This is a genomic window from Pseudomonas arvensis, from assembly GCF_056688935.1.
This window is the reverse complement of sequence record NZ_CP162038.1, coordinates 4,631,534-4,648,854: the sequence shown is the minus strand read 5'-3', so window position 1 is coordinate 4,648,854 and position 17,321 is coordinate 4,631,534. Positions and strand designations below refer to the sequence as shown.

The 17,321-nt window shown below is 60.0% G+C and carries 23 protein-coding genes and 2 pseudogenes; all 25 read right to left on the bottom strand.

Translation table 11 applies throughout. The features are described from left to right. Window positions 1-3 precede the first annotated feature (3 nt). The 25 genes and pseudogenes from AB3G88_RS20910 to AB3G88_RS20790 all read right to left on the bottom strand — a co-directional run bounded on the left by AB3G88_RS20910 (window position 4) and on the right by AB3G88_RS20790 (window position 17,290). Window positions 4-2,679, bottom strand: coding sequence for a phage tail tape measure protein (locus tag AB3G88_RS20910; RefSeq protein ID WP_480451482.1), 2,676 nt, complete (start codon window positions 2,677-2,679; stop codon window positions 4-6). Next, entirely contained in the window at window positions 2,669-2,788 is a 120-nt protein-coding gene (locus AB3G88_RS20905; RefSeq protein ID WP_095184142.1) for a GpE family phage tail protein, read from the bottom strand. Before AB3G88_RS20905 ends, AB3G88_RS20910 begins: the two co-directional genes overlap by 11 nt. 8 nt (window positions 2,789-2,796) lie before the next feature. Next, window positions 2,797-3,129, bottom strand: coding sequence for a phage tail assembly protein (locus AB3G88_RS20900; protein ID WP_480451479.1), 333 nt, complete (start codon window positions 3,127-3,129; stop codon window positions 2,797-2,799). Window positions 3,130-3,180: 51 nt separating this feature from the next. Next, window positions 3,181-3,696: a phage major tail tube protein gene (locus AB3G88_RS20895; RefSeq protein WP_480451477.1), complete on the bottom strand. Its 516-nt coding sequence runs from the start codon at window positions 3,694-3,696 to the stop codon at window positions 3,181-3,183. A gap of 57 nt (window positions 3,697-3,753) precedes the next feature. Then, the gene (locus tag AB3G88_RS20890) at window positions 3,754-4,929 is read right to left on the bottom strand and encodes a phage tail sheath protein (protein WP_480451475.1); all 1,176 of its coding nucleotides are present in this window, start codon (window positions 4,927-4,929) and stop codon (window positions 3,754-3,756) included. A 108-nt stretch (window positions 4,930-5,037) separates the two neighbouring features. Then, window positions 5,038-5,793: a hypothetical protein gene (locus tag AB3G88_RS20885; protein ID WP_480451473.1), complete on the bottom strand. Its 756-nt coding sequence runs from the start codon at window positions 5,791-5,793 to the stop codon at window positions 5,038-5,040. 1,263 nt (window positions 5,794-7,056) lie between these two features. Next, window positions 7,057-7,878, bottom strand: a pseudogene (locus AB3G88_RS20880) (phage tail protein); the annotation flags it as partial. Next, a complete protein-coding gene (locus tag AB3G88_RS20875) occupies window positions 7,875-8,492 on the bottom strand; it encodes a phage tail protein I (protein WP_095184147.1) in 618 nt (205 codons plus the stop codon). The pseudogene AB3G88_RS20880 and the gene AB3G88_RS20875, both read right to left, overlap by 4 nt. Further along, on the bottom strand, window positions 8,492-9,403 hold the full coding sequence (locus AB3G88_RS20870; RefSeq protein ID WP_480451471.1) for a baseplate J/gp47 family protein: 912 nt from the start codon (window positions 9,401-9,403) through the stop codon (window positions 8,492-8,494). The genes AB3G88_RS20875 and AB3G88_RS20870 overlap by 1 nt, the downstream gene beginning before the upstream one ends. Continuing rightward, window positions 9,400-9,744, bottom strand: a complete 345-nt coding sequence (locus tag AB3G88_RS20865; protein ID WP_122822330.1) for a GPW/gp25 family protein — start codon at window positions 9,742-9,744, stop codon at window positions 9,400-9,402. The genes AB3G88_RS20870 and AB3G88_RS20865 overlap by 4 nt, the downstream gene beginning before the upstream one ends. Further along, window positions 9,741-10,313, bottom strand: coding sequence for a phage baseplate assembly protein V (locus tag AB3G88_RS20860; RefSeq protein WP_480451469.1), 573 nt, complete (start codon window positions 10,311-10,313; stop codon window positions 9,741-9,743). The genes AB3G88_RS20865 and AB3G88_RS20860 overlap by 4 nt, the downstream gene beginning before the upstream one ends. Before the next feature lie 61 nt (window positions 10,314-10,374). Next, window positions 10,375-10,833 (bottom strand): phage virion morphogenesis protein, encoded by a 459-nt coding sequence (locus AB3G88_RS20855; protein ID WP_480451467.1) that lies wholly within the window; start codon window positions 10,831-10,833, stop codon window positions 10,375-10,377. Beyond that, window positions 10,823-11,305, bottom strand: a complete 483-nt coding sequence (locus AB3G88_RS20850) for a phage tail protein (RefSeq protein ID WP_480451465.1) — start codon at window positions 11,303-11,305, stop codon at window positions 10,823-10,825. The genes AB3G88_RS20855 and AB3G88_RS20850 overlap by 11 nt, the downstream gene beginning before the upstream one ends. Continuing rightward, window positions 11,302-11,559: an Rz1-like lysis system protein LysC gene (lysC, locus tag AB3G88_RS20845; RefSeq protein WP_480451463.1), complete on the bottom strand. Its 258-nt coding sequence runs from the start codon at window positions 11,557-11,559 to the stop codon at window positions 11,302-11,304. Before lysC ends, AB3G88_RS20850 begins: the two co-directional genes overlap by 4 nt. Beyond that, window positions 11,480-11,845, bottom strand: a pseudogene (lysB, locus tag AB3G88_RS20840) (Rz-like lysis system protein LysB); the annotation flags it as partial. The gene lysC and the pseudogene lysB, both read right to left, overlap by 80 nt. Next, complete coding sequence (locus AB3G88_RS20835) at window positions 11,842-12,045, bottom strand: hypothetical protein (RefSeq protein WP_480451461.1); 204 nt, start codon at window positions 12,043-12,045, stop codon at window positions 11,842-11,844. The pseudogene lysB and the gene AB3G88_RS20835, both read right to left, overlap by 4 nt. Beyond that, a complete protein-coding gene (locus tag AB3G88_RS20830; protein ID WP_480451458.1) occupies window positions 12,042-12,887 on the bottom strand; it encodes an N-acetylmuramidase domain-containing protein in 846 nt (281 codons plus the stop codon). The genes AB3G88_RS20835 and AB3G88_RS20830 overlap by 4 nt, the downstream gene beginning before the upstream one ends. Beyond that, a complete protein-coding gene (locus tag AB3G88_RS20825) occupies window positions 12,884-13,162 on the bottom strand; it encodes a phage holin family protein (RefSeq protein WP_046035110.1) in 279 nt (92 codons plus the stop codon). The genes AB3G88_RS20830 and AB3G88_RS20825 overlap by 4 nt, the downstream gene beginning before the upstream one ends. A 1-nt stretch (window position 13,163) precedes the next feature. Then, window positions 13,164-13,517 carry a putative holin gene (locus AB3G88_RS20820; RefSeq protein WP_046035109.1) on the bottom strand — a complete coding sequence of 118 codons (354 nt, stop codon included), beginning with the start codon at window positions 13,515-13,517 and terminating at the stop codon, window positions 13,164-13,166. Between the two features lie 27 nt (window positions 13,518-13,544). After that, a complete protein-coding gene (locus AB3G88_RS20815) occupies window positions 13,545-13,757 on the bottom strand; it encodes a tail protein X (protein WP_480451456.1) in 213 nt (70 codons plus the stop codon). Beyond that, a complete protein-coding gene (locus AB3G88_RS20810) occupies window positions 13,757-14,218 on the bottom strand; it encodes a head completion/stabilization protein (protein WP_480451454.1) in 462 nt (153 codons plus the stop codon). Before AB3G88_RS20810 ends, AB3G88_RS20815 begins: the two co-directional genes overlap by 1 nt. Next, on the bottom strand, window positions 14,215-14,511 hold the full coding sequence (locus AB3G88_RS20805; protein WP_480451452.1) for a hypothetical protein: 297 nt from the start codon (window positions 14,509-14,511) through the stop codon (window positions 14,215-14,217). The genes AB3G88_RS20810 and AB3G88_RS20805 overlap by 4 nt, the downstream gene beginning before the upstream one ends. A 98-nt stretch (window positions 14,512-14,609) precedes the next feature. After that, entirely contained in the window at window positions 14,610-15,311 is a 702-nt protein-coding gene (gene gpM, locus AB3G88_RS20800) for a phage terminase small subunit (protein ID WP_480451450.1), read from the bottom strand. 10 nt (window positions 15,312-15,321) lie between these two features. Beyond that, on the bottom strand, window positions 15,322-16,398 hold the full coding sequence (locus tag AB3G88_RS20795) for a phage major capsid protein, P2 family (RefSeq protein WP_480451448.1): 1,077 nt from the start codon (window positions 16,396-16,398) through the stop codon (window positions 15,322-15,324). 46 nt (window positions 16,399-16,444) lie between these two features. Next, window positions 16,445-17,290, bottom strand: coding sequence for a GPO family capsid scaffolding protein (locus AB3G88_RS20790; RefSeq protein ID WP_480451446.1), 846 nt, complete (start codon window positions 17,288-17,290; stop codon window positions 16,445-16,447). Between the last annotated feature and the right edge of the window lie 31 nt (window positions 17,291-17,321).

The window sequence follows — 17,321 nt, the reverse complement described above, 5'->3', positions numbered from 1 at the left end:
TGGTTAATCCAGGTCCGAGAGTTTGCTGCGCTGACGCGCTTTCTTTTCGTTTTCGATGCGGGTCATCATGGCGCGCACGCTCTTTTCCAGGCTTTGCATGTCGGTGCCAGGGCCTGCTGTGATGCTGATTTCGTAGGTGTCGTGGCTGTCGTAAACCGCTGCTGAAGGCGAGCTGCTGATTGGCGGCGTGTTGTCCACGGCAAACGCCGGCATGGCCGTGGCGCCGAGGGCCAAGGTGCCTGCCGCTGTCATCTGCTTGGTCATACTGCTCAGGGCGTCAAGCGGGCCTTTCTGCCCAACTTCCAGGCCTTGGGTGAGGCCGGCCATGGTGAAACCACCCAGCTCCGCGAACACCCGCGACGGGCTGTGGATACCGAGCTTTTCCTTGAACCAACCGATGCTGGCGTCGCCGATTGAGCTGATGGCCGTTTTGACGCTGCCGAGACCTGCCATCAAACCATTCACCAGGCCGTTGACGATCATGTTGCCGAACTCAGTGAAGCGGCTGGGCAGTTCGATGCCCAGATAACTCAGCACACCCGCAAACGCCTGGTACACAAGGCCGAGCGGGCTGAAATTGACCATCGTGGTGATGATGCCGCCGATACCCCCGTCGAAACCTGCCTTGATCTCTGTCCATGCGTTGGTGAAGTAACTCTTCACCGCGTCCCAGTTTCTGTAGATCAGGTAGGCACCGGCGGCCAGTGCGGCTACGACAGCTGCAATGATCAAGACAATCGGGTTCGCGGACAGCCCCCACAGTGCAATGCTTACGGTGCGCAGAGCAGTGACCAGCGCACCGCCCATTGTCATGGCGAGCATGCGAACACCCTGGGCAAACATTGGGAAAACGTTACGGGCCAGTCCGGTCAGTGTGGGCATTAAGCGGCCCAGCATACTGGTGATACCACCACCCTGAAGGCCGAACATTGCCATCCCGTAGCGCAGTACCGCGAACGGTCCCAGCATGCTCGCCATGGTCAACGCCAAGCCGCCGAAAACGAATGCCAGCGCAGCAATCGCGGCCACTACCTTGACCAGGCCACCGGCCAACTTTGGATTCTCCCTGGCCCAGGTGCCGACGCTGTTGGCGATCTCGCCCAGCGTGTTGATCAGATCCTTGAGTTCCGGCGCTACTGCTGCACCGAACTCTGCCATGGCGTTGGTGAAACTGCCTTCTGCGGCTTCCATGACGTTGGTGAGGGTACTGAGTTGTTCGTTGACGCGAGTACGCAGATCGGCCTGGGTTTGCAGCTTCTGCTGAACCTCTTTATACCCATCCAGCCCCTTGTTCATCATGGTGTTCAAGGTGGTCATCGTTTCGGAATCATCACCGAACAGAGCCTTGATGGTGGCGGTTCGATCTTCGTCGTTCAGGGTCTTGAGCTTTTCGACCTGGGCGAACAGGTTTTCCAGGCCGGCGAAGTTGCCCTTGTCATCGGTGAACTTGAAGCGGATGGACTTTCCCTCCAGCGCCATGATCTCGTTGACGTCCTTAACCCCGTCCTTGTCCAGGCCTGCCTGAAAGATCTTCCGGTAGGCGTTGCCGGCGGCGCCGCCTTCCATGCCCGCTTGATCCATCATGACCAGCAGCGGTGCCAGTTCAGCGGCGGCGTCGATGCCCGATTTTTTGATGGTGTCCATCACCGGCGCGATCTTGCTGAAGCCCTGGAGCATGTTGGTCGGGTCAACACCCGCGTAGAAACCGCGCTGGATGGTGTCCATCAGCGACATCATGTCTTTCTCGGAGGTGCGGGTAGCGTCCTGCATTTTGGCCGCAAACTCAGCGGCCTCGGCCACCGGCATTTTTAGCTGTACGCCCAAGTATGCGGCTGCCTCACCCGTACCACCGAGAATGCTTTGTGCGCTAAGGCCTTGGCGCCTCAGCATAGTCATCATTTCCTGGAAGTCGGCCGTTGTACCTGGCAAACGGTCACCCAGCTTTGTGGCCAGGTTCGTAATCTTCTGGAAGTCTTCGGCTACCTTGCCGGTGTCGTCCATCATCGACACCTTGAGCTGTGTGGCGGAATCCTCATTCGGCGCGAAGGCCCTAATTGCGGAGGCGATGGGGCGGCTCGCTGCATAGCCAACCCCCAGACCTGAGGCGCCGTTCACCGCGAGATTGCCGGCGGCGCGCTGGGATTTTTCCATCTGACTTCGGGCTGCCGCCGCGCGCTTGTGCTGGGCGCTCAGCTCTGCCATGCGCTTGCCTTGCGTGCTGATGCTGGCATTGGTGGCGTTGATTTGCTCGCGCAGCTGGCGCTCGTGGGTGCCAAGGTTTTTGGTGCTGATGCCAGCGTCGTAGAGCTTCGATCGAAGGCCCTGCAGTTGCTCGCTCTGCTGTTGGTGCTGCTGCTTGAGCCGAGTGGCCTCGCGCACCGCTGCCTGGAAGCTGCGGGTCATTGCTCTGGTCGGCGTGTCGGTAGCGGCGAGTTCTTGACTGAGGGATTTGACGCGGTCCCGTGCGGCAGTGAGAGACGCGCTGGTTTGCTCAGCAGCCGCACGCTGAGCCCTCCAGGCGCTGACGTCCTTTTGTTGGGATGTGAGTTCCTTCAGGCGGTCGCGAGCGGCTTTGAGGGCCCGAGCTGTCTCAATACCCCCTTCGCTGATGTGCTTTAGCGGTCGGGTGGCCTTGTCGATGGTACTGAGCAGCACCTGAAGTCTCAGATCATTTGCCATCGGTGGAGCTCCGCACCCTGGCGCGCTCGCGCCATTCCATCAGTTCGTTCAGGCCCAGTTGATCCATGTCAGCCGGCGCCCAGTGAAAGACCACGGCCAGATCGGCCATGGCGTCCTCTACGCAACGAGGGATGCGTCCGTCTTCATCGATTTCTGTAGCAAAAAACCAGACACCTTGGTGCCGAGTGCGAACAGGTCTGCCGGGTCCATCGACGTAACTTCGACTGATGTGAGGGTGGGGTTGCTAATGCGCGGCACCACCTTTACCAGGCTGTTGACGTCCATCTGCAACAGCTCAGACAAGCTCACGCCACGCAGTTCGCCCGAGTTGGGTTTGCGAAGCGTGATGCTTTCGATGGTGGTGACGCCCCGGCGGATCGGCGTGTCGAGGATGACGGTGTTGTCGTCGACCGGCTTAACGTCGGGTTGTTCGATGGCTTCGTCTTTCATGGGTAGAGCTCCTAGTGCTGAGGGTTCTTAGTTATCGATCGAGGACAGGGCTCAGAGGCCGATAGCGCTACGCTGTTTCTCCAGCATGTCGACGCCGCCGACCTTCTCAATAAAGTTGAGCAGGTCGATTTCGATGATGTCTTCGTTATCGACGGTTAGCTTGTAGTAGCTGCAGGTGGTGGTGATGGAGTGCTCGGTGTCTTCACCAGGTGTGGCGTCACCCATTTCAATGGTTTCGTGACGTCCGCGAACAATCACCTCGACGGCGCTGATTTCACCAGTGTCGTCCTGTTGGAAAGCACCGGCGAAGCGCAGGGCAATCCCCGCTGCGTTGACCGCGCCGAACTGCTTGAGCACGATCAGGTCCAGGCCACCCAGTTTCCATTCCATCTGGATACCGTCATCGGACATACCCAGGTCAGCCTTGACCGGGCCATTCATGCCGGCGGCGCGCCAAGCTTCCATTTTGCGGCCCAAGGCGGGCAGGGTGACGGTCTTGACTTTGCCCTGGTAGCTGCCGCCGTCGTTGAACAGGTTCATGTTTTTCAGTTTGTGAGGCATGGCCATGGCGGGAATCTCCGGAGTTATGGCACGGGGTTAACTCCCCTCGCGGGGAGGCCCGGTTTAAGCGTTGACGGCGGCGGCGAACTGCATCAGGTAGCGGTCAGTGATGCGCTGACGCAGGGTGAGGTCTTCCAGGGGCGGCACGGGGGTGTAGTCGTAGTCGAGGGTCAGCTTGCCGGCCTTGAGGGTGTCCTTGTCGTTGATATCTTCCGGATACCAGCATTCACCGCCGATGAGGTAGCCCTGGGTAACCAGCTCGCGGAACTTGGCGTTGATCCCATTAATGATGTCTTTGACCAGGGACGCATGCATCGGCTTGTCCATTGCCCACATGTGCGCCTCAGCCATGGTGTCGGCGATGATCTGCGCTGTGCGGGTGTAGTTTTCGAACGCGAACAGAGGATCCTCGCTGCACGTACGGCTACCCCAGAAGCGGAAGCCCCCCTCGTTGATCAGGGTGGTGACCTCGTTACTGTTGAGGTAGTTGGCGTCGGTCGCCGGGTTTTGTAGATCCCAGAACACGTCGGCGCTGATGCCGGTCACGCCGTTGACCGCGACGTTGGACAGGGTCTTGTGCCAGCCGGTTTCCTTATCGATCTTCGCCCGCAGGCCCAGGGCTCGGGCCACCGCCGACGCGGTAACGGTCGCGCTGGTGACCGTGTCCCAATTCTGGAACTCCGGCCAGATCACCATAACCTCACGGGCACCGAAGTTTTCGCGGTAGGCGACCACCTCTTCCTTGGTTTTGCAGTCCCACGCACTGACGTAGGCGAAGGCGCGCAGGTCTTGGGCGATCGATACCAGGGCGGTGGCCACCGGCTGACTGTCGAGACCTGGCACACCAAGAATGCGCGGCGTCATGCCCACACGGGCCTTGGCAGCTAGCAGGGCTTTCATGCCGGTGTATTTGCCGTCGGCGGTGGTGGTGCCGATCAGCGCGGTGGTGGTAGCGGCTGCGTCTGCGCCTTCCTTCACCCGCACCACGATGGTGTAGGGCTTGGTCTGGTCCGCGATGGCTTGCAGGCTGGACGCCAGGGTGCCTTTCACGCCGGCTTTGGCGATGGCGCTTTGCACGTTGGTCAGCAGGACAGGTGTGTCCAGAGGAAAGGCGAGCGGGTCCGCATCTTCAGCCGTACAAACCAGGCCGATGACTGCGGTTGCGATGGTGCGAATGGGGCGGGTGCCGTCGTTGAGTTCGAGAACCCGCACGCCGTGGAGATAGTCTGAACCGGCCATGGGTGGTTGCCTGCGCTGTGATGGAATGACAGTGCACAGGCTGCCGCGCGCGCGCCGGTTGGGCGAGCGCGGCGGGTTGTAGGATCGGGTGTTACAGGTGCGAGTTGATTAGCCGAGTTGATCTGCAAGCCAGGCTGGTTGTTCCGGCCTGTGCTCAAGTGCAGGAAAGAGCACCGATTCAGGCCACTCCCGCAGATCCTGGCGGTAGCCCTGCAACTGCTTGTACTGCTCGGCGGTGAAGGTCGTTGGTCGCTCGGCCTCTACCTCGTCACGGTGGCGCGAGATTAACGGGTCAGTGAGCAGTAATACTCGGTCGCGGATTGCACGCTCGCGGGCTTTCAGCTCCTCCACCGTAGGGCCTGGCGCGGGGATAGTTGTTGGTCGCCCATTCTCGTCAGGCGCAAGCACCGAGCCGCCGAGGGCCAGCACGCGGAATATCTCGTCGTGTTCATCCTGCGATACGTCGACAAGCTCAGACTCGGGTGGAAGCAAGCACGCTGGGTTAGGCAGGGTAATGAGCGGGGCCGAGGCTTGCTCATCTGGCACTTCAATCATTGGCTGGACAGCATCAGGATCAGGCACATTAATCGTTGGCTGGACAGCATCAGGATCAAGAATCTGAATAGTTTCAGGCTCAGATTGAGACTCTGATTCCTCACCCACAACCCACGCCGGATTAGGAGCTGAAATCATTGGCGGAAGCCACTCGGGATCTGGAACAGGCACGGTTGGCCGAGCCCACTCGGGATCTGGAACAGGCACGGTTGGTCGCACCCACTCGGGATCGGGTACCAGAACCGTTCGAGTACCGTGGAATACCTCATTGAAGAAAGTATTCTCTTGTGCGCTATAGAAGATCTTCATTTATTAGTACCCCACGGCCTCTACCATTAAAACCAAACCTGACTGAACAGCAGAGTTCAGCTCTTCGAATTTTACCGTGGCGCCTGTAGTTGTGATGTCATAAAACCCCGCAATAATTGCAATAGGAGAGCCATTTGCAACTCTTAAGGAATAATCCGCCCTCAAACATTTGGTCGGGAATTGAAAAGGCCAGGTTACTGACACCTGCATTGAACCAACGGAGTCGCCAATAGCAACCTCTGCTCGTTGAGTAATTTCACCGGTGTCTGCGTTCTTACTCCAGCCATTTGCCGTAAGTAGAGCGGTATCTTTGGGCCGATCAACCTGCAAATAAACAAATGTCCCGTCAGCGTGCAGGAGGTAAGGCGCAGTCTTAGCTCCCCCAAAAAAACCGACTGCTTGAGATTGGTCTTTGTTGATTTTCGACGACGGGTCGAAGTTTCCGGCATCCCACGCCAAGTTACCCCCAAACGAAGGTCGCGCAGTCAGGCCTGTAAGGGCAGTAATACTGCTGTTAACGCCGCTCGCTGCCGCCTCAACCCAAGCCCCCCAAACATCAACAACACGCGCACGCCAGAATTTCCGTGCAGGAGCAGACCTCGAAACTACCTCTTGAGTCGCCGTCCGATTTCCGGTGTTAACCGTATAGTTCATGTGAAAGAGCATTGAGCCAGATCCGGCACCAGCAGGAACGTTCAAGGTGCCAGAGCCGATGGAGTAGATACCCGACGCCTCTATGAGGTTAGCGTCAGTCGCAGTTACAGCGGTTGGCGCGCCCCAACCAAAATCGCCAACCCGAAGAGCACGCCCCGGAGTCGAGTCTGTTGTTGAAACTGTAGACGTCAGAGCAGCAGCAGTTCCAAGCTGCGACTTATCGGCTTTTGAAGACGGGTCAAAGTTGCCGGAGTGATAAACCTCACGCCAAGTAGAAGTTCCGTCCGCACCTACTCGCCTGAATCCGAATGTATCCGCACCACTAGCCATGTGAGCGTAAAAATCGAACGCCAATGTATTAATGCCGGGATATTTCAACCGCAAATAAATACCGCCTGCCGTCGGCTTGTCGGTCGTAGGTCCGGAGTACGTACCGATATCATGTTTTGCAATATCAGCAATTGCCCCAACAAGAACACCTTGCGGGGTGGACGAAAGGGCATCAGTAATACCCGCGCCCGAAAGCGTCGTGGGGTTGGTGCCCGCAATAACGCGACCGAGCTTATCCACGGTCAAGCTGCGGTAGGTGCCAGCGATAATGCCCGTGCGCCCTGCAACCACTTCAAAGGTGAGCGAAGTGGTGCCCAGCACAATCGGCGCATCCGTCACGAGCTGCCAAACGCTGTCGCCGTTTGCAGTACCTTTCTCGACGGTGACGAACAGCCCCGGCGTCACCTCGACACTCGCGTCAGCATCCTGGGCGCGCTTCCAGGCGCCGGCTGCCGGCACGACATAGATACCGTTATCTTTCGCCTGCGCCTGGTCTTTCACCAGAACGCGTGAGTCTGCCGCAAGTAACACACCGTCGACGGTTTGAATCCCGCTCAGCACGATGTTCGCCGTGGTGGCCACCAACACCGAGTGCTTGAAGTCGAGCCGCGACATAACCTCGGTGACCGCCAGGTCGACATACTCGCGTGTTGCCAGTACCACGCTCGGATCGATCTTCAACTCAATGTTCGCCGTGTTGCTGACGATCAGGTTGATTCGAATCACCTGCGTCCGGCCTGATCCTTGTGCCAGCAGCGGTTTAAATGTCGGAGCACAGTTCGCTACCGCGACCATGTCACCGGCAGCGTCGTACAGGCCAAGCTCGCGAACCCACCAGCCGCCAACGCTCTCGGGAATGATCTGCTCAGCGATGATCACGTTGGCATTCGCTGGGTCGACCTTCACTTGGTTCAACGGTGCCCGGCGGCGTTCGTTGATCAGCTTGGTTTGCGAGCTGTTGGGAATGGGCTCTGTGCCGTTGGCATCACCCACGGCCATCTGGGCAAAGGTCCACGTAGTGCCGAGGGCAGTCGCGTTGGCCTGCTTGGCTCTGCCAATGTCGGTGAGAATCGCGAAGAACTGGCTGTTTTGATCGGTCATGAGTAGATGTCCATCGTGTCGATATGATGTTCGCGGCCACCGATGCGGGTCACACCGCTTACGTCAATGTCGCGCTGTGTCGGTGGGTAAACGCTGAGTTCGTCGCCTTCGTACACGCAGGCCCCAATAAAAACGGTGCCGGTGCTTTCCAGGCTGATCGCCAGGCCCGTTAGTGGGCGGGTGAGTGGCTTGGCGTCATCGATCAGCCAGGTCAGCTCTTGGTACATTTCTTCGGTGATACCGGTGTCCAGGACGCCGACCTTCAAGGCAAAGGTGCCGGGAACGCCTTCCGGCACGGTCTGCCACCACTCCATCACCTCGATCAGGTAACCCAGCGGCTCAACCACGCGGCGCAGGGCGCCGATGGTGCCTTTGTGCGCGTGGATGTAGCGGGATGAACGGATGGCTGCGCGCTTGGTGGCTTCGGTCCAATTGCTGTCCCAGCGATCGACGGAGAAGGCCCAGGCCAGGTAGGGCAGCACCACCGCTGGGCAGGTGTTCGGGTTGCACAGATCCCGTAATGGGATCGGAACGCGTTGAATTTCCGCAAGCGCCTGTGCAGCCTGGATCTCAAGCGGCGTGGAGTTTCTCGGCACCAGCTGCTGCGCGCCCATTACTCGGCGCCCCGTGTAATGGTGACGCCGGTGCAGTACGGCGCCTGTGCTTTGGTGGCGACGATATCGACCCAGTTTTCCAGCTCGACCTTGCGCACCCCTTCGACGAACAGCGCCGCATGCAGGGCCGACTCCGACACTTCCATCGCTAGGCGCCGACGTTGATTGACGTACGCCTGCAGGCTTTGCTCAGCCGCAGCCAGAATCGGCTCCGACTCGGGGCCGCTGGTCAGGAGGTACAGCTTGGCTTTGACCTGGTAGCGCAGGATCTGCGCGCCCTGAACAGTCAGGCGGTCGGCCACGGGCCTGCGGTCGTCGTCACTCAAGTGCTTTTTGACTGCGGCGAGCAAGTCGGCCGAGGCAGTGCCGTCGCCGAGCAAGGCCTGCACGGTGACCACTGCCACGGCGGGTGATGGGCTCTCAGCTGTCGCATCGGCAACACGGCCGTCAGCCCCTCGGGCATGGAAGATATAGCTCTGGCGTGGGCCGGCGGTGCTCAGTCCCTCCCAGGACATTTGCGCTCGCTCCCGCAAGCTTTCGTCGCTTTCCATCAGCCGCGCTACCGGCGGGACAGCCATCGGCTTGGCTTCCTGAACCACCAGGCGCTGGACGTTGAAGTTACCCGCCAGTTGGTCCAGGTCGGGGCCTTTGGCTAGGGCCAGCAGGTTCGCCATGGACGCCTCATTCACCCGCTGACGCCAGATGGTCTCGCGGTAAGCGTTCTCTTGCAGCAGCTTGGCCAGGGGCTCCGATTCCAGTTCGAGGCGGGCGGCAATCTGCGCTTGTTCCTCGATCGGCCACAGGCTGATCATGTAGGCCTTGCGCTCGGCCAGGATCAATTCGAAGTCGATCTGCTCGACGATCTGCGGCGCGGGGAGCTGGCTGAGGTCGATAGCGGCAAAAGAATTCATACGCTGCCACCCATTTGCAGCGGCACGCTCAAGCTCAACGGCTCATTGCTGTCGACGACAGAACCTTCCAGCTCCAGCACCGACTGCCCTTGCAGGTTCGCGCCGAGGAACTGCACACGGCTGAGGCTGATACGCGGCTCCCAACGCATCAGCGCCATTACGGTAGCGGCGTAAACGCGCAGACGTGTGGCGTCGTTGAAAGGATGGTCTACCAGCTCGGGCAACAGGCTGCCGTATTCGCGGCGCATCACTCGGGTGCCGATGCGGGTAGTGAGAATGTCTGCGATGCCCTGGCCAATGTGGTCCAGTTCGCTCATGGCTGCGCCGGTCTCTCGGTTCATTCTGGTTTCCCCGTCTTCGCGCTGCCCACCAGTACCCCACCGTGCGGGTGCTTGACCAGGCTGATGTTGGCTGCGATCACGTCTTCGGAGACGGTCACCAGGCCGACCACGTTCTGGTTGCCGGTTTGGTTGTAGTCGCCCTGGTGATTGATCGGCCCGATGATGTTGATCCCGCCCTTGCTGACCAGGCTGGTGGTACCGCTGTCGGGCAGAGTGGCGTTTAGGTGATGGGCTACGCTGTCGTACTCGATCACCGCGCCGTCGGCGTAGGTGCGACGGTGCAGGCCGGCGCGGTTGCCGTTGGCGGGGATGTGGTCGCTGAAGAGGCCGGTTACGACGATGCCGTTTGCGAGCTGGCCTGATGGGCTGAACAGGATCACCTGTTCGCCTTCGGTGGGCGGATCCCACTCCTGATCGGCTCCAGCACGCAGGGCGAGCCACGGCAGCCAGGCAGTAGTCAGCGTTCCGGTTTTTACCTGCACGCGCGGGGGGTCCATCTGCACGGCGGCGATGACGCCGAAGCGGATGAGGTTTTCGAGCATGCGGGAGAGGGCGGCGAAGTCGTTCATGGCGCCGATGGTGGCGTTGCGCGCGTGCGAGTGCAGCTTCGTCGACTTGTAAGAAGGGGCGTTACAGTGTCAGGTGTGCGAGTAAACCATCACGAATCACATCAAGGTCTGCATCTGTGAAGCCAAGTACCTCACGTTGTTCGTAACGGACGTCGGGCGCGCCGCGCTCTGCACGATCTTTCAGACCGTACTGGTGGACCCTAGCAATCCGAGCGATTCGTCCAGTGAAGCCAACCGTTACGGTATTGCTATCGCACCGTGCTTTCAGGTACGACGCCGTACGCAGTTTCTTGAACATTGCCAGCTTCCGACGAATACGGCCCTTCTTTCCGCGCAGGTTTCGCTGCTTTCGCGGCGCAAACTTGGACCCGTCCGGGTTCTCTTGAGCCATCACGCGTTTCTGCTGACTGCGACGCAGCTCCTGCCCAATGCTCCGGGCGAGCTTGCTGCGCTCCACCGGCTCCAGCCGATCGAGCAGGACCGCTGCCCAGGTCTCCAGCGCTTCCAGGTTACTTGCCATCAGGCAACATCCATTCACTGGTGTTGCCTTGTGCCCCTGGCGTCCAGTTCGGATCGAGGTAGCTCGCCACGTACTGCGGTTCGTTCTGATGCCTCACGGTGGTGACACCTTGGTCATCCTTGCCAACGACTACGCGCTCTGTAAGTGCCAGGGTAATGCTGAGGTCTACCTTATTTTTGTCGAGGATATCGGCTTCGAACTGAATGCCGTTTTTGACCTTGTCGAGGTTTTCCAGCAGCTCGGACTGGTTGACACTGAGCCAGCCCAGAATTGGCAGCATCACGCTGTCAGGGTGGCCGGCGAACTCGGTGAGGATGATCTGCAGGTCAAAGCTGTATTCAAAAGACAGTGTACGTGCGGCCGTGCAACGGACCTTCCCATTGTCGATGAAGATCAACAGGCGGTCGGGGTCGTGTTTGAAGTCGGCGACGGTGGCCAGCAGGTGAGCGCGTAGGCTTTCGGGCTTGTTCATGGATTGGCCTGCTGGTGTTTGTAGACCATGTCGACCTGATCTGCGCAGTCAGCCCAGGCGGCTTCGGCGCGGTCTCCGTCGGTCAGGAGGTCACCGTTGTTGAGGGGGCTGGTCGCCGGCAGATGGCACGGAACTACGGCCGGACAGCCAGTCACGATAAGCGGCGGCGCCGGTGAGGGCGGGGCGCTCGCGCAGCCGGCGAGCAGCGTCAGGCAGAGGCTGACCAGCCCAGTTGCGTAGTTCGTCGTTTTCACGTTTCAGCTCCTCTATAGTTCGCTCGCGTTTTGCCAGGCTTTGGCGCAACTGATCCTGCTGGGCGCGCAGGTTGCTCTGTGCGTCGCGTTCCTGTTTCAGGGTGTCGGTGAGCGTGTTGGCGGTTTTCAGGTTGCGGTCGGCATCGTCGCGGGCGGTCTTTGCGGCAGCTTGTGCCCGCTCAGTTTCGCCTTCAGCGACGTCGATGCGTGTTTCCTGGGCCCAGATCAGCAGCACCAGGACACCGAGCAGGGCGATGCCGTACAAGGCCTGGCGCAGGGTGCTCATGCGCGGTACCACCCGAGTTTGTTCATGGCCGCAGTGTCGAGCAGCTTGATAGGGCCGCGCACGATGACAGCGCGTGAGCCATTCATGATCTGGATGGATTCGGCCAACAGTTCCATGTCGCTCTGTTCGGTCGACTCAGGCACTACCAGCAGATCGCCGTCCTGCACCCGCAGTTTTTGCAGCGCTTCGAAGTCAATCATGCCGCCACCCCTTGTCCGCACTCGCAGCCGGCGTGCCGCTCATAGGCGCGCTGGAGCTTGGTGTCGTAGAGATTTCGCAGGTAGTCCGGCCCGTTGTAGAGCTTGGCGAACTCGGCCCATTTGCGGGCCTTCAGCGCCTTATGCAGTACCGGGTCGGTTTCAATGAAGCGGGTGAATGCCTCGAACTGCTGCGATTCGCCGGCACTCATTGCCGCCACAAAGTCCTGCACGCTGGCGTAGCCGAGACGCTTCCAATGGAACCCCATGATCTGGAAGGCACCCCAGGACGCAGACTCCAGGGCTGCTTTGTCATCGATCAGGCGGGCCATGGCCAGGCGCTGGTGCTCGGAGGTACCGCCGATGTAACCGCCGGCCTTCGGGTTGACCAGGGCAGGGTTGGCGGTGGCGAGTTGGTCGGCGTGCCGCTTGAGTTCAGCCGGGTCATCACCAGGGTGCCGAACCATAGCGAGCTGGCGGTACATGATATGCCGTTCGAACAGGATCACCGGCTTGCCGTTGTCGAGAAAGCCCTTGCCTTTGGACTCCACCTCATTGACCGCGTAGATGCTCGCCAAAGGCACGTCGAGGCGTTCGGCTGCGGCCACCAGGTCGTTGTTGCGCAGCAACTGGGCGCAGTCGCCGCCTGCAAGGCTGGTTTGCGTCTTGGTACCGGCGACGCCATCGGCGACCAGGCCGGCTTTCGCCTGGTACGCACGCACGGCGGATTCAGTGACATCGCCATAGTGTCCGTCCGGTAACAGCTTGGCGCCGTGCTTGATGAGGTTCTTTTGCAACATCAGCACCGCTTGCGAGCGGTCGCCATGGCGAAGGGTGGTGGTCATGCGCTGGGCCTCAACAGGGCGGCGACATTGCCGCGTGAACGGAAAATCAGGATGCAGAGCAGCACGATGGCAGCGGCTTGCCCGAGGCTGGTGGGTTGGCGCTCCAGCAGGATCTCCAGACCGCAGATGCACAATGTGGCGCCAAACAGGCTTGCCAGCAGAGAGATGCTGCGCCGGTACCGCGCATCGCCTCGGGTATAGCAGGCCAGGCGCAGGGCACTCAGCAGGTAAGCGATCGCCGCGATCAACTGCACGGCCAGTTCGATGTTCGGCATATCAGGTGCCCCCTCTGATGCGACGCCAGATGTCCCAGATATCCGCCTTTTCCACCCAAACCATCAGTTTGATGCTGATCGGGATGACCACCAGGGCACAGACAAAAGCGCTGCCACCGCTGGTGATAAACGGAATTGCCTGTAGTGCCATGGGCGCGAACAGATAGCCCACACCGGCCGACAGGAAAAGTGAGCCCAGCCGCTGCCAGACTTTGAGATCACGCTTGGTACTGGTAACAAGCCAGGCGCCGAGGATGGCGCCGAATAACGCTCCGTCGTCGATGACGGGCGTTACGGTGGACAGGCCCAAACCGATGAGCAGACCAGTCACAACGCTGGAAGTTGGATCAGCCATGGTGTGGTTTTCCTTGGTTGCAGAGGGTCAGTTCCATAGCTGCACCATCTGCCGCTGGGGCGCGCTGGCTTGGGCTTCGGGCATGTTGACGAGAAGGCCTTGCGGCAGGATCGGGCCGTGGTCAGCCAGGCCAGGGTTGGCATCAAGCACCGCTTCGGTTACGCCGGCAGTGCGGCCGTAGAACCGCCAGCAAAGGGCGTCTACGGTTTCGTTTTGATTAGTGCGGACGGTGACGGGCATCAGATCAGCTCCACGGTCGTGCGGCTTACACCGAGGAAGTCACGGACTGCCCAGCGCAGATCGCGGCGGTAGTCGTCGATGGTCGGGGTGGTTTCCTGGGCCTTATCGCTACCGGTGTTGGTAGCGCTGTAGTCGCGGTATCGCTCGCAGACTTCGGCGCCGGTACCGGCCTCGATCGCACGGCGGTACAGGTGGGCTTGGACCGACACGTCATTGATCTTGTCGTCGGGTACGTCGGCCAACTTGGCGTAGCCGGCAGCCAGTTGCTTTGCTTTCCACGACTTCAGTTCTCGGTTGAGGTTGATAGCGGCTGCGATCACGGCTGTTTCCAGTCGGGCCGGGGTGACGCTGTTGTCGATGCGCAGGGTGGCGCGCAGTTGCTCAAGGTCGATTGAGGGCCAGAACGGGTCGGTATTGATATGCCCGCCGGTGACTGGGCCGCTGGCTACGAACGCGCTCAATTGGATGGGCCTCGGATGTCTGCGCGGGAAACTTCGCGCAGGATCTGCTGCCGGGTAAATTCGGGGTGTTGCGTATAGAGACGGTCCATCGCTTGCATGGCGTTGCGGTTCACCAGCCCACGTTCGTGAGAGTTGGCCGGCATGATGGAGCCTTTCAGAATGGGGCCGGTGCAGACGGTGCGGTCGTAAGCCTCTGTCTCGGCCACGTACTGTTCAGCCGCAGCAGCCAAGCGCCGTTCAGATTCCGTTGGAGTGAAATCACTCTGGTAGAGGTTGGCAAAGGCGGTGTTCATGACTGCTCCGATAGATCGCCGGTGGTCGGGGCTTCACGTTCAGGAGGAGCGGCCTGGCCGATCCGCCCCGAGCCGGCGGGGTGCGTGGGGACGCTCGGTTAACTGCCTGGGGCAGTATGTTTCTTGAGGAGGCGCTCGACGCGCTCCAGATCCTTTTTGCCGCCGCAATTGCTGTGCAAGTCGATGGCTTTGGCCAGGTGCTGCTTGGCCTCAGCCAGAGCTACCAGATTGCCGGCTGCGGTATCGTCGGGAATGGCCGCCAGAGCCTTGCCTATTGCCAGGTGCAATTTGGCGCGAGCTTGGTCGGGCATGTCCTGTTCGGCAGTGATTCGCTGGGCCTCCTCAAGGAACTCCAGTGGAAAACTATCGCCAGCTTTTTGCGCTTTTAGAGCGGCTTCGGCGATTTCTTCTGCGATCAAGGTGCCGGTTGTGCGCTCGAAGCGATCCGGCATTTTCAGACCGTGCTTGATGACGTAATCAGCAATCGTAAGCGCGCCGCCGTAGCCGCCCGCGTCAATGCACCAGAGCATGATGGTGGTGAGCACCTCGTCTTGGGCACCGTTGCCGGCATCCAGTACACCTTGCACATAGGGCTCGTACTCAGGGATCAGCAGAGCTTTGAGCTCGGCTTTGCCCTGGTTGGACTGCACCTGCTTGAGACGTGCACGGTGCTGGGCCAGTTGGGCAAGTTGGTGCTCGTAGGCAGTAGCGCCTGCCATTGATGTGGCCGGCGCTTTTGCGGCGGCCTCTATGGCAGCACGTTTGCGCAGCTGGTTGCGTTGGGCGGGTGTCTGGTGCATGGCGTGCCTCTTAGCCTTCAACTGGTGCTTCAACTGGTGCTTCAGTCGGTGCTGGGTAGACGACGGCGGTGATGCCTTCCACCAGCGCGACCAGGCCGAAATCTTCGATGACATAGGCTTCGTTCGAAGACTGGTAGTCGGCGACGCGATCCAGCTCGGGTTCGTCTTTCAGGTGGCGACGACGGGCGCCGTTCTGGTAGTAGATCGAAAGGTTTTTGAGGGTGGTTACCAGAACCGTGTTGTCCGGGAAGAACGGAGCGTCGACCACCGGAAGGCCACCCAAACGGGCGCGGCTGACGATTTCTTGAGCGGAGTTTTCTTCCTGGTTGGAGTCGGCGCCCTTTTCTACAGCTGCCAGCAGCTTGCCGTGCATCAGGTTGCGCGAAACCATCACGCGCAGGTCCGGGCTATTGCGGTGCCAAGGGTCGAGCATTTGGATAGCGTCGAACACCAGGCCGTCGAGGTTGGCGTAATCACCCTCAAAGATGGTGTCAACGCCCAGCACTTTGATGATTTTGCGCGGGCCAATGGTGGCTTCGCTGAGCACGCGGTCATCGGCACTGGTGCGGATTTTTTGCAGCCAGCCAATGTTAACGTCCTGCAACAACGGGTTGGCCGCGCGGTTGGTATTCGCTGCGGCGCTGGTGCCGTTGAAGCCGACCATGATGCGGTCCAGTGCCTGGCGCAGGATGATCGCGTTGCTCAGCTTGACTTGGAAGTCTGGAAACTTGGCCCACGCATCCAACAGGGCGTAGGGGAACGCGCTGTCGAAGTTGGTCTGCTTGCAGATGTAGGTGTCTTTACTCAGTGTGCTGCGGCCCAACGGGCTGCGGCGAGTGCCACCGGAGGTATCGGTGCGGCTTGCGACCGGGCCATTGACGCCCAGCAACAGAGCTTCGCCGGACTGTTCGTCGACGCCGATAATGTTGATTTGCTTCAGGAATCCATCGGACTCCTGCACGGCGACTTCCAGTTTTTGCTGGATGCTAGGGTCGACGCTGAATTTTTCGTGGGCACTGGCTACGCCATTGAGCAGGGCGATCTGCACGGCCAGGGCGGCGAAGGCGAAGCGTGTTTCTTTACGCATGGGGGTGTTCTCCGGTGAATAGGCTTGTCGGTGTTGGGCCGTGGGTTCAGTAAGCAGTCAGTACGGTGCCTGCACCGCCAGTGCTGTGCGGGCGATGTGGCTGGCTGTGGTCAGCGGTTTGCCCGAGCTTGGTTTTGAGCTCTTTGAACTCGGTGTCCAGGCTGGTGAACTGCTTTTTCAGATCTACCAAGGCCTTGCTTGAAGCGTCGGCTTGCTCAGCCTGCTGGGTGGCAAGGGTGACCAGGCTTTCCAGTGCTTCACCGATGTCGGAGAAAGTGTTGGCGTCCTTGCCATCCTTGTCCTTGCTCATTTTGATGAACTCACCGAGCTTGGCCTTGATTGCTGCAAAAGCACTCGGCTGGTCGGTGACTTCCTCGAATTCGAGTTCGGCTTCTTCGGCGGCGCTGAACAGGTTGTCTTTGTCCTGTTTGCGTCCGGCTAACGTGCCGTGTGTAGCGCTGAAGCTAAGAGCTTCGGTACCTAGGCTGGCTGGAGTATCGGTAATGGCGAGGCCGACCAGGTAAGCCTTGCCGCTGTCTGCAAACTTCGGTTGGATCTCCACCGAGGTGTAGATCTTCTGACCTGCCTTGTTCAAGGCCAGCAACGCGTCATTGGGTTCAAGCTGGGCGAACAACGCCAGTTTCTTGATGCCGGCGATTTCGACTTCTTCAGCTTTGAGCGCAACGACGTCGCCGTATGCGCCGAACTCACCACCAGGCCAGTAACCCTTGATGTGTTCGCAGTTGATGCGAGCGCCATAAGTGTTGGGGCTGTACTGCGAGGCCATGTCGGCAATCCAGTTCCGCTCGATGATGCGGCCATCAGTGGTCGCGCCTTCTACGGCAATGCGGGTCCACTTGGAGCGGAATTTCTGTTTGGTGCTGCTGGCCATGGGGAGTCCTCAGTGCGGTGGCGGCGAACTG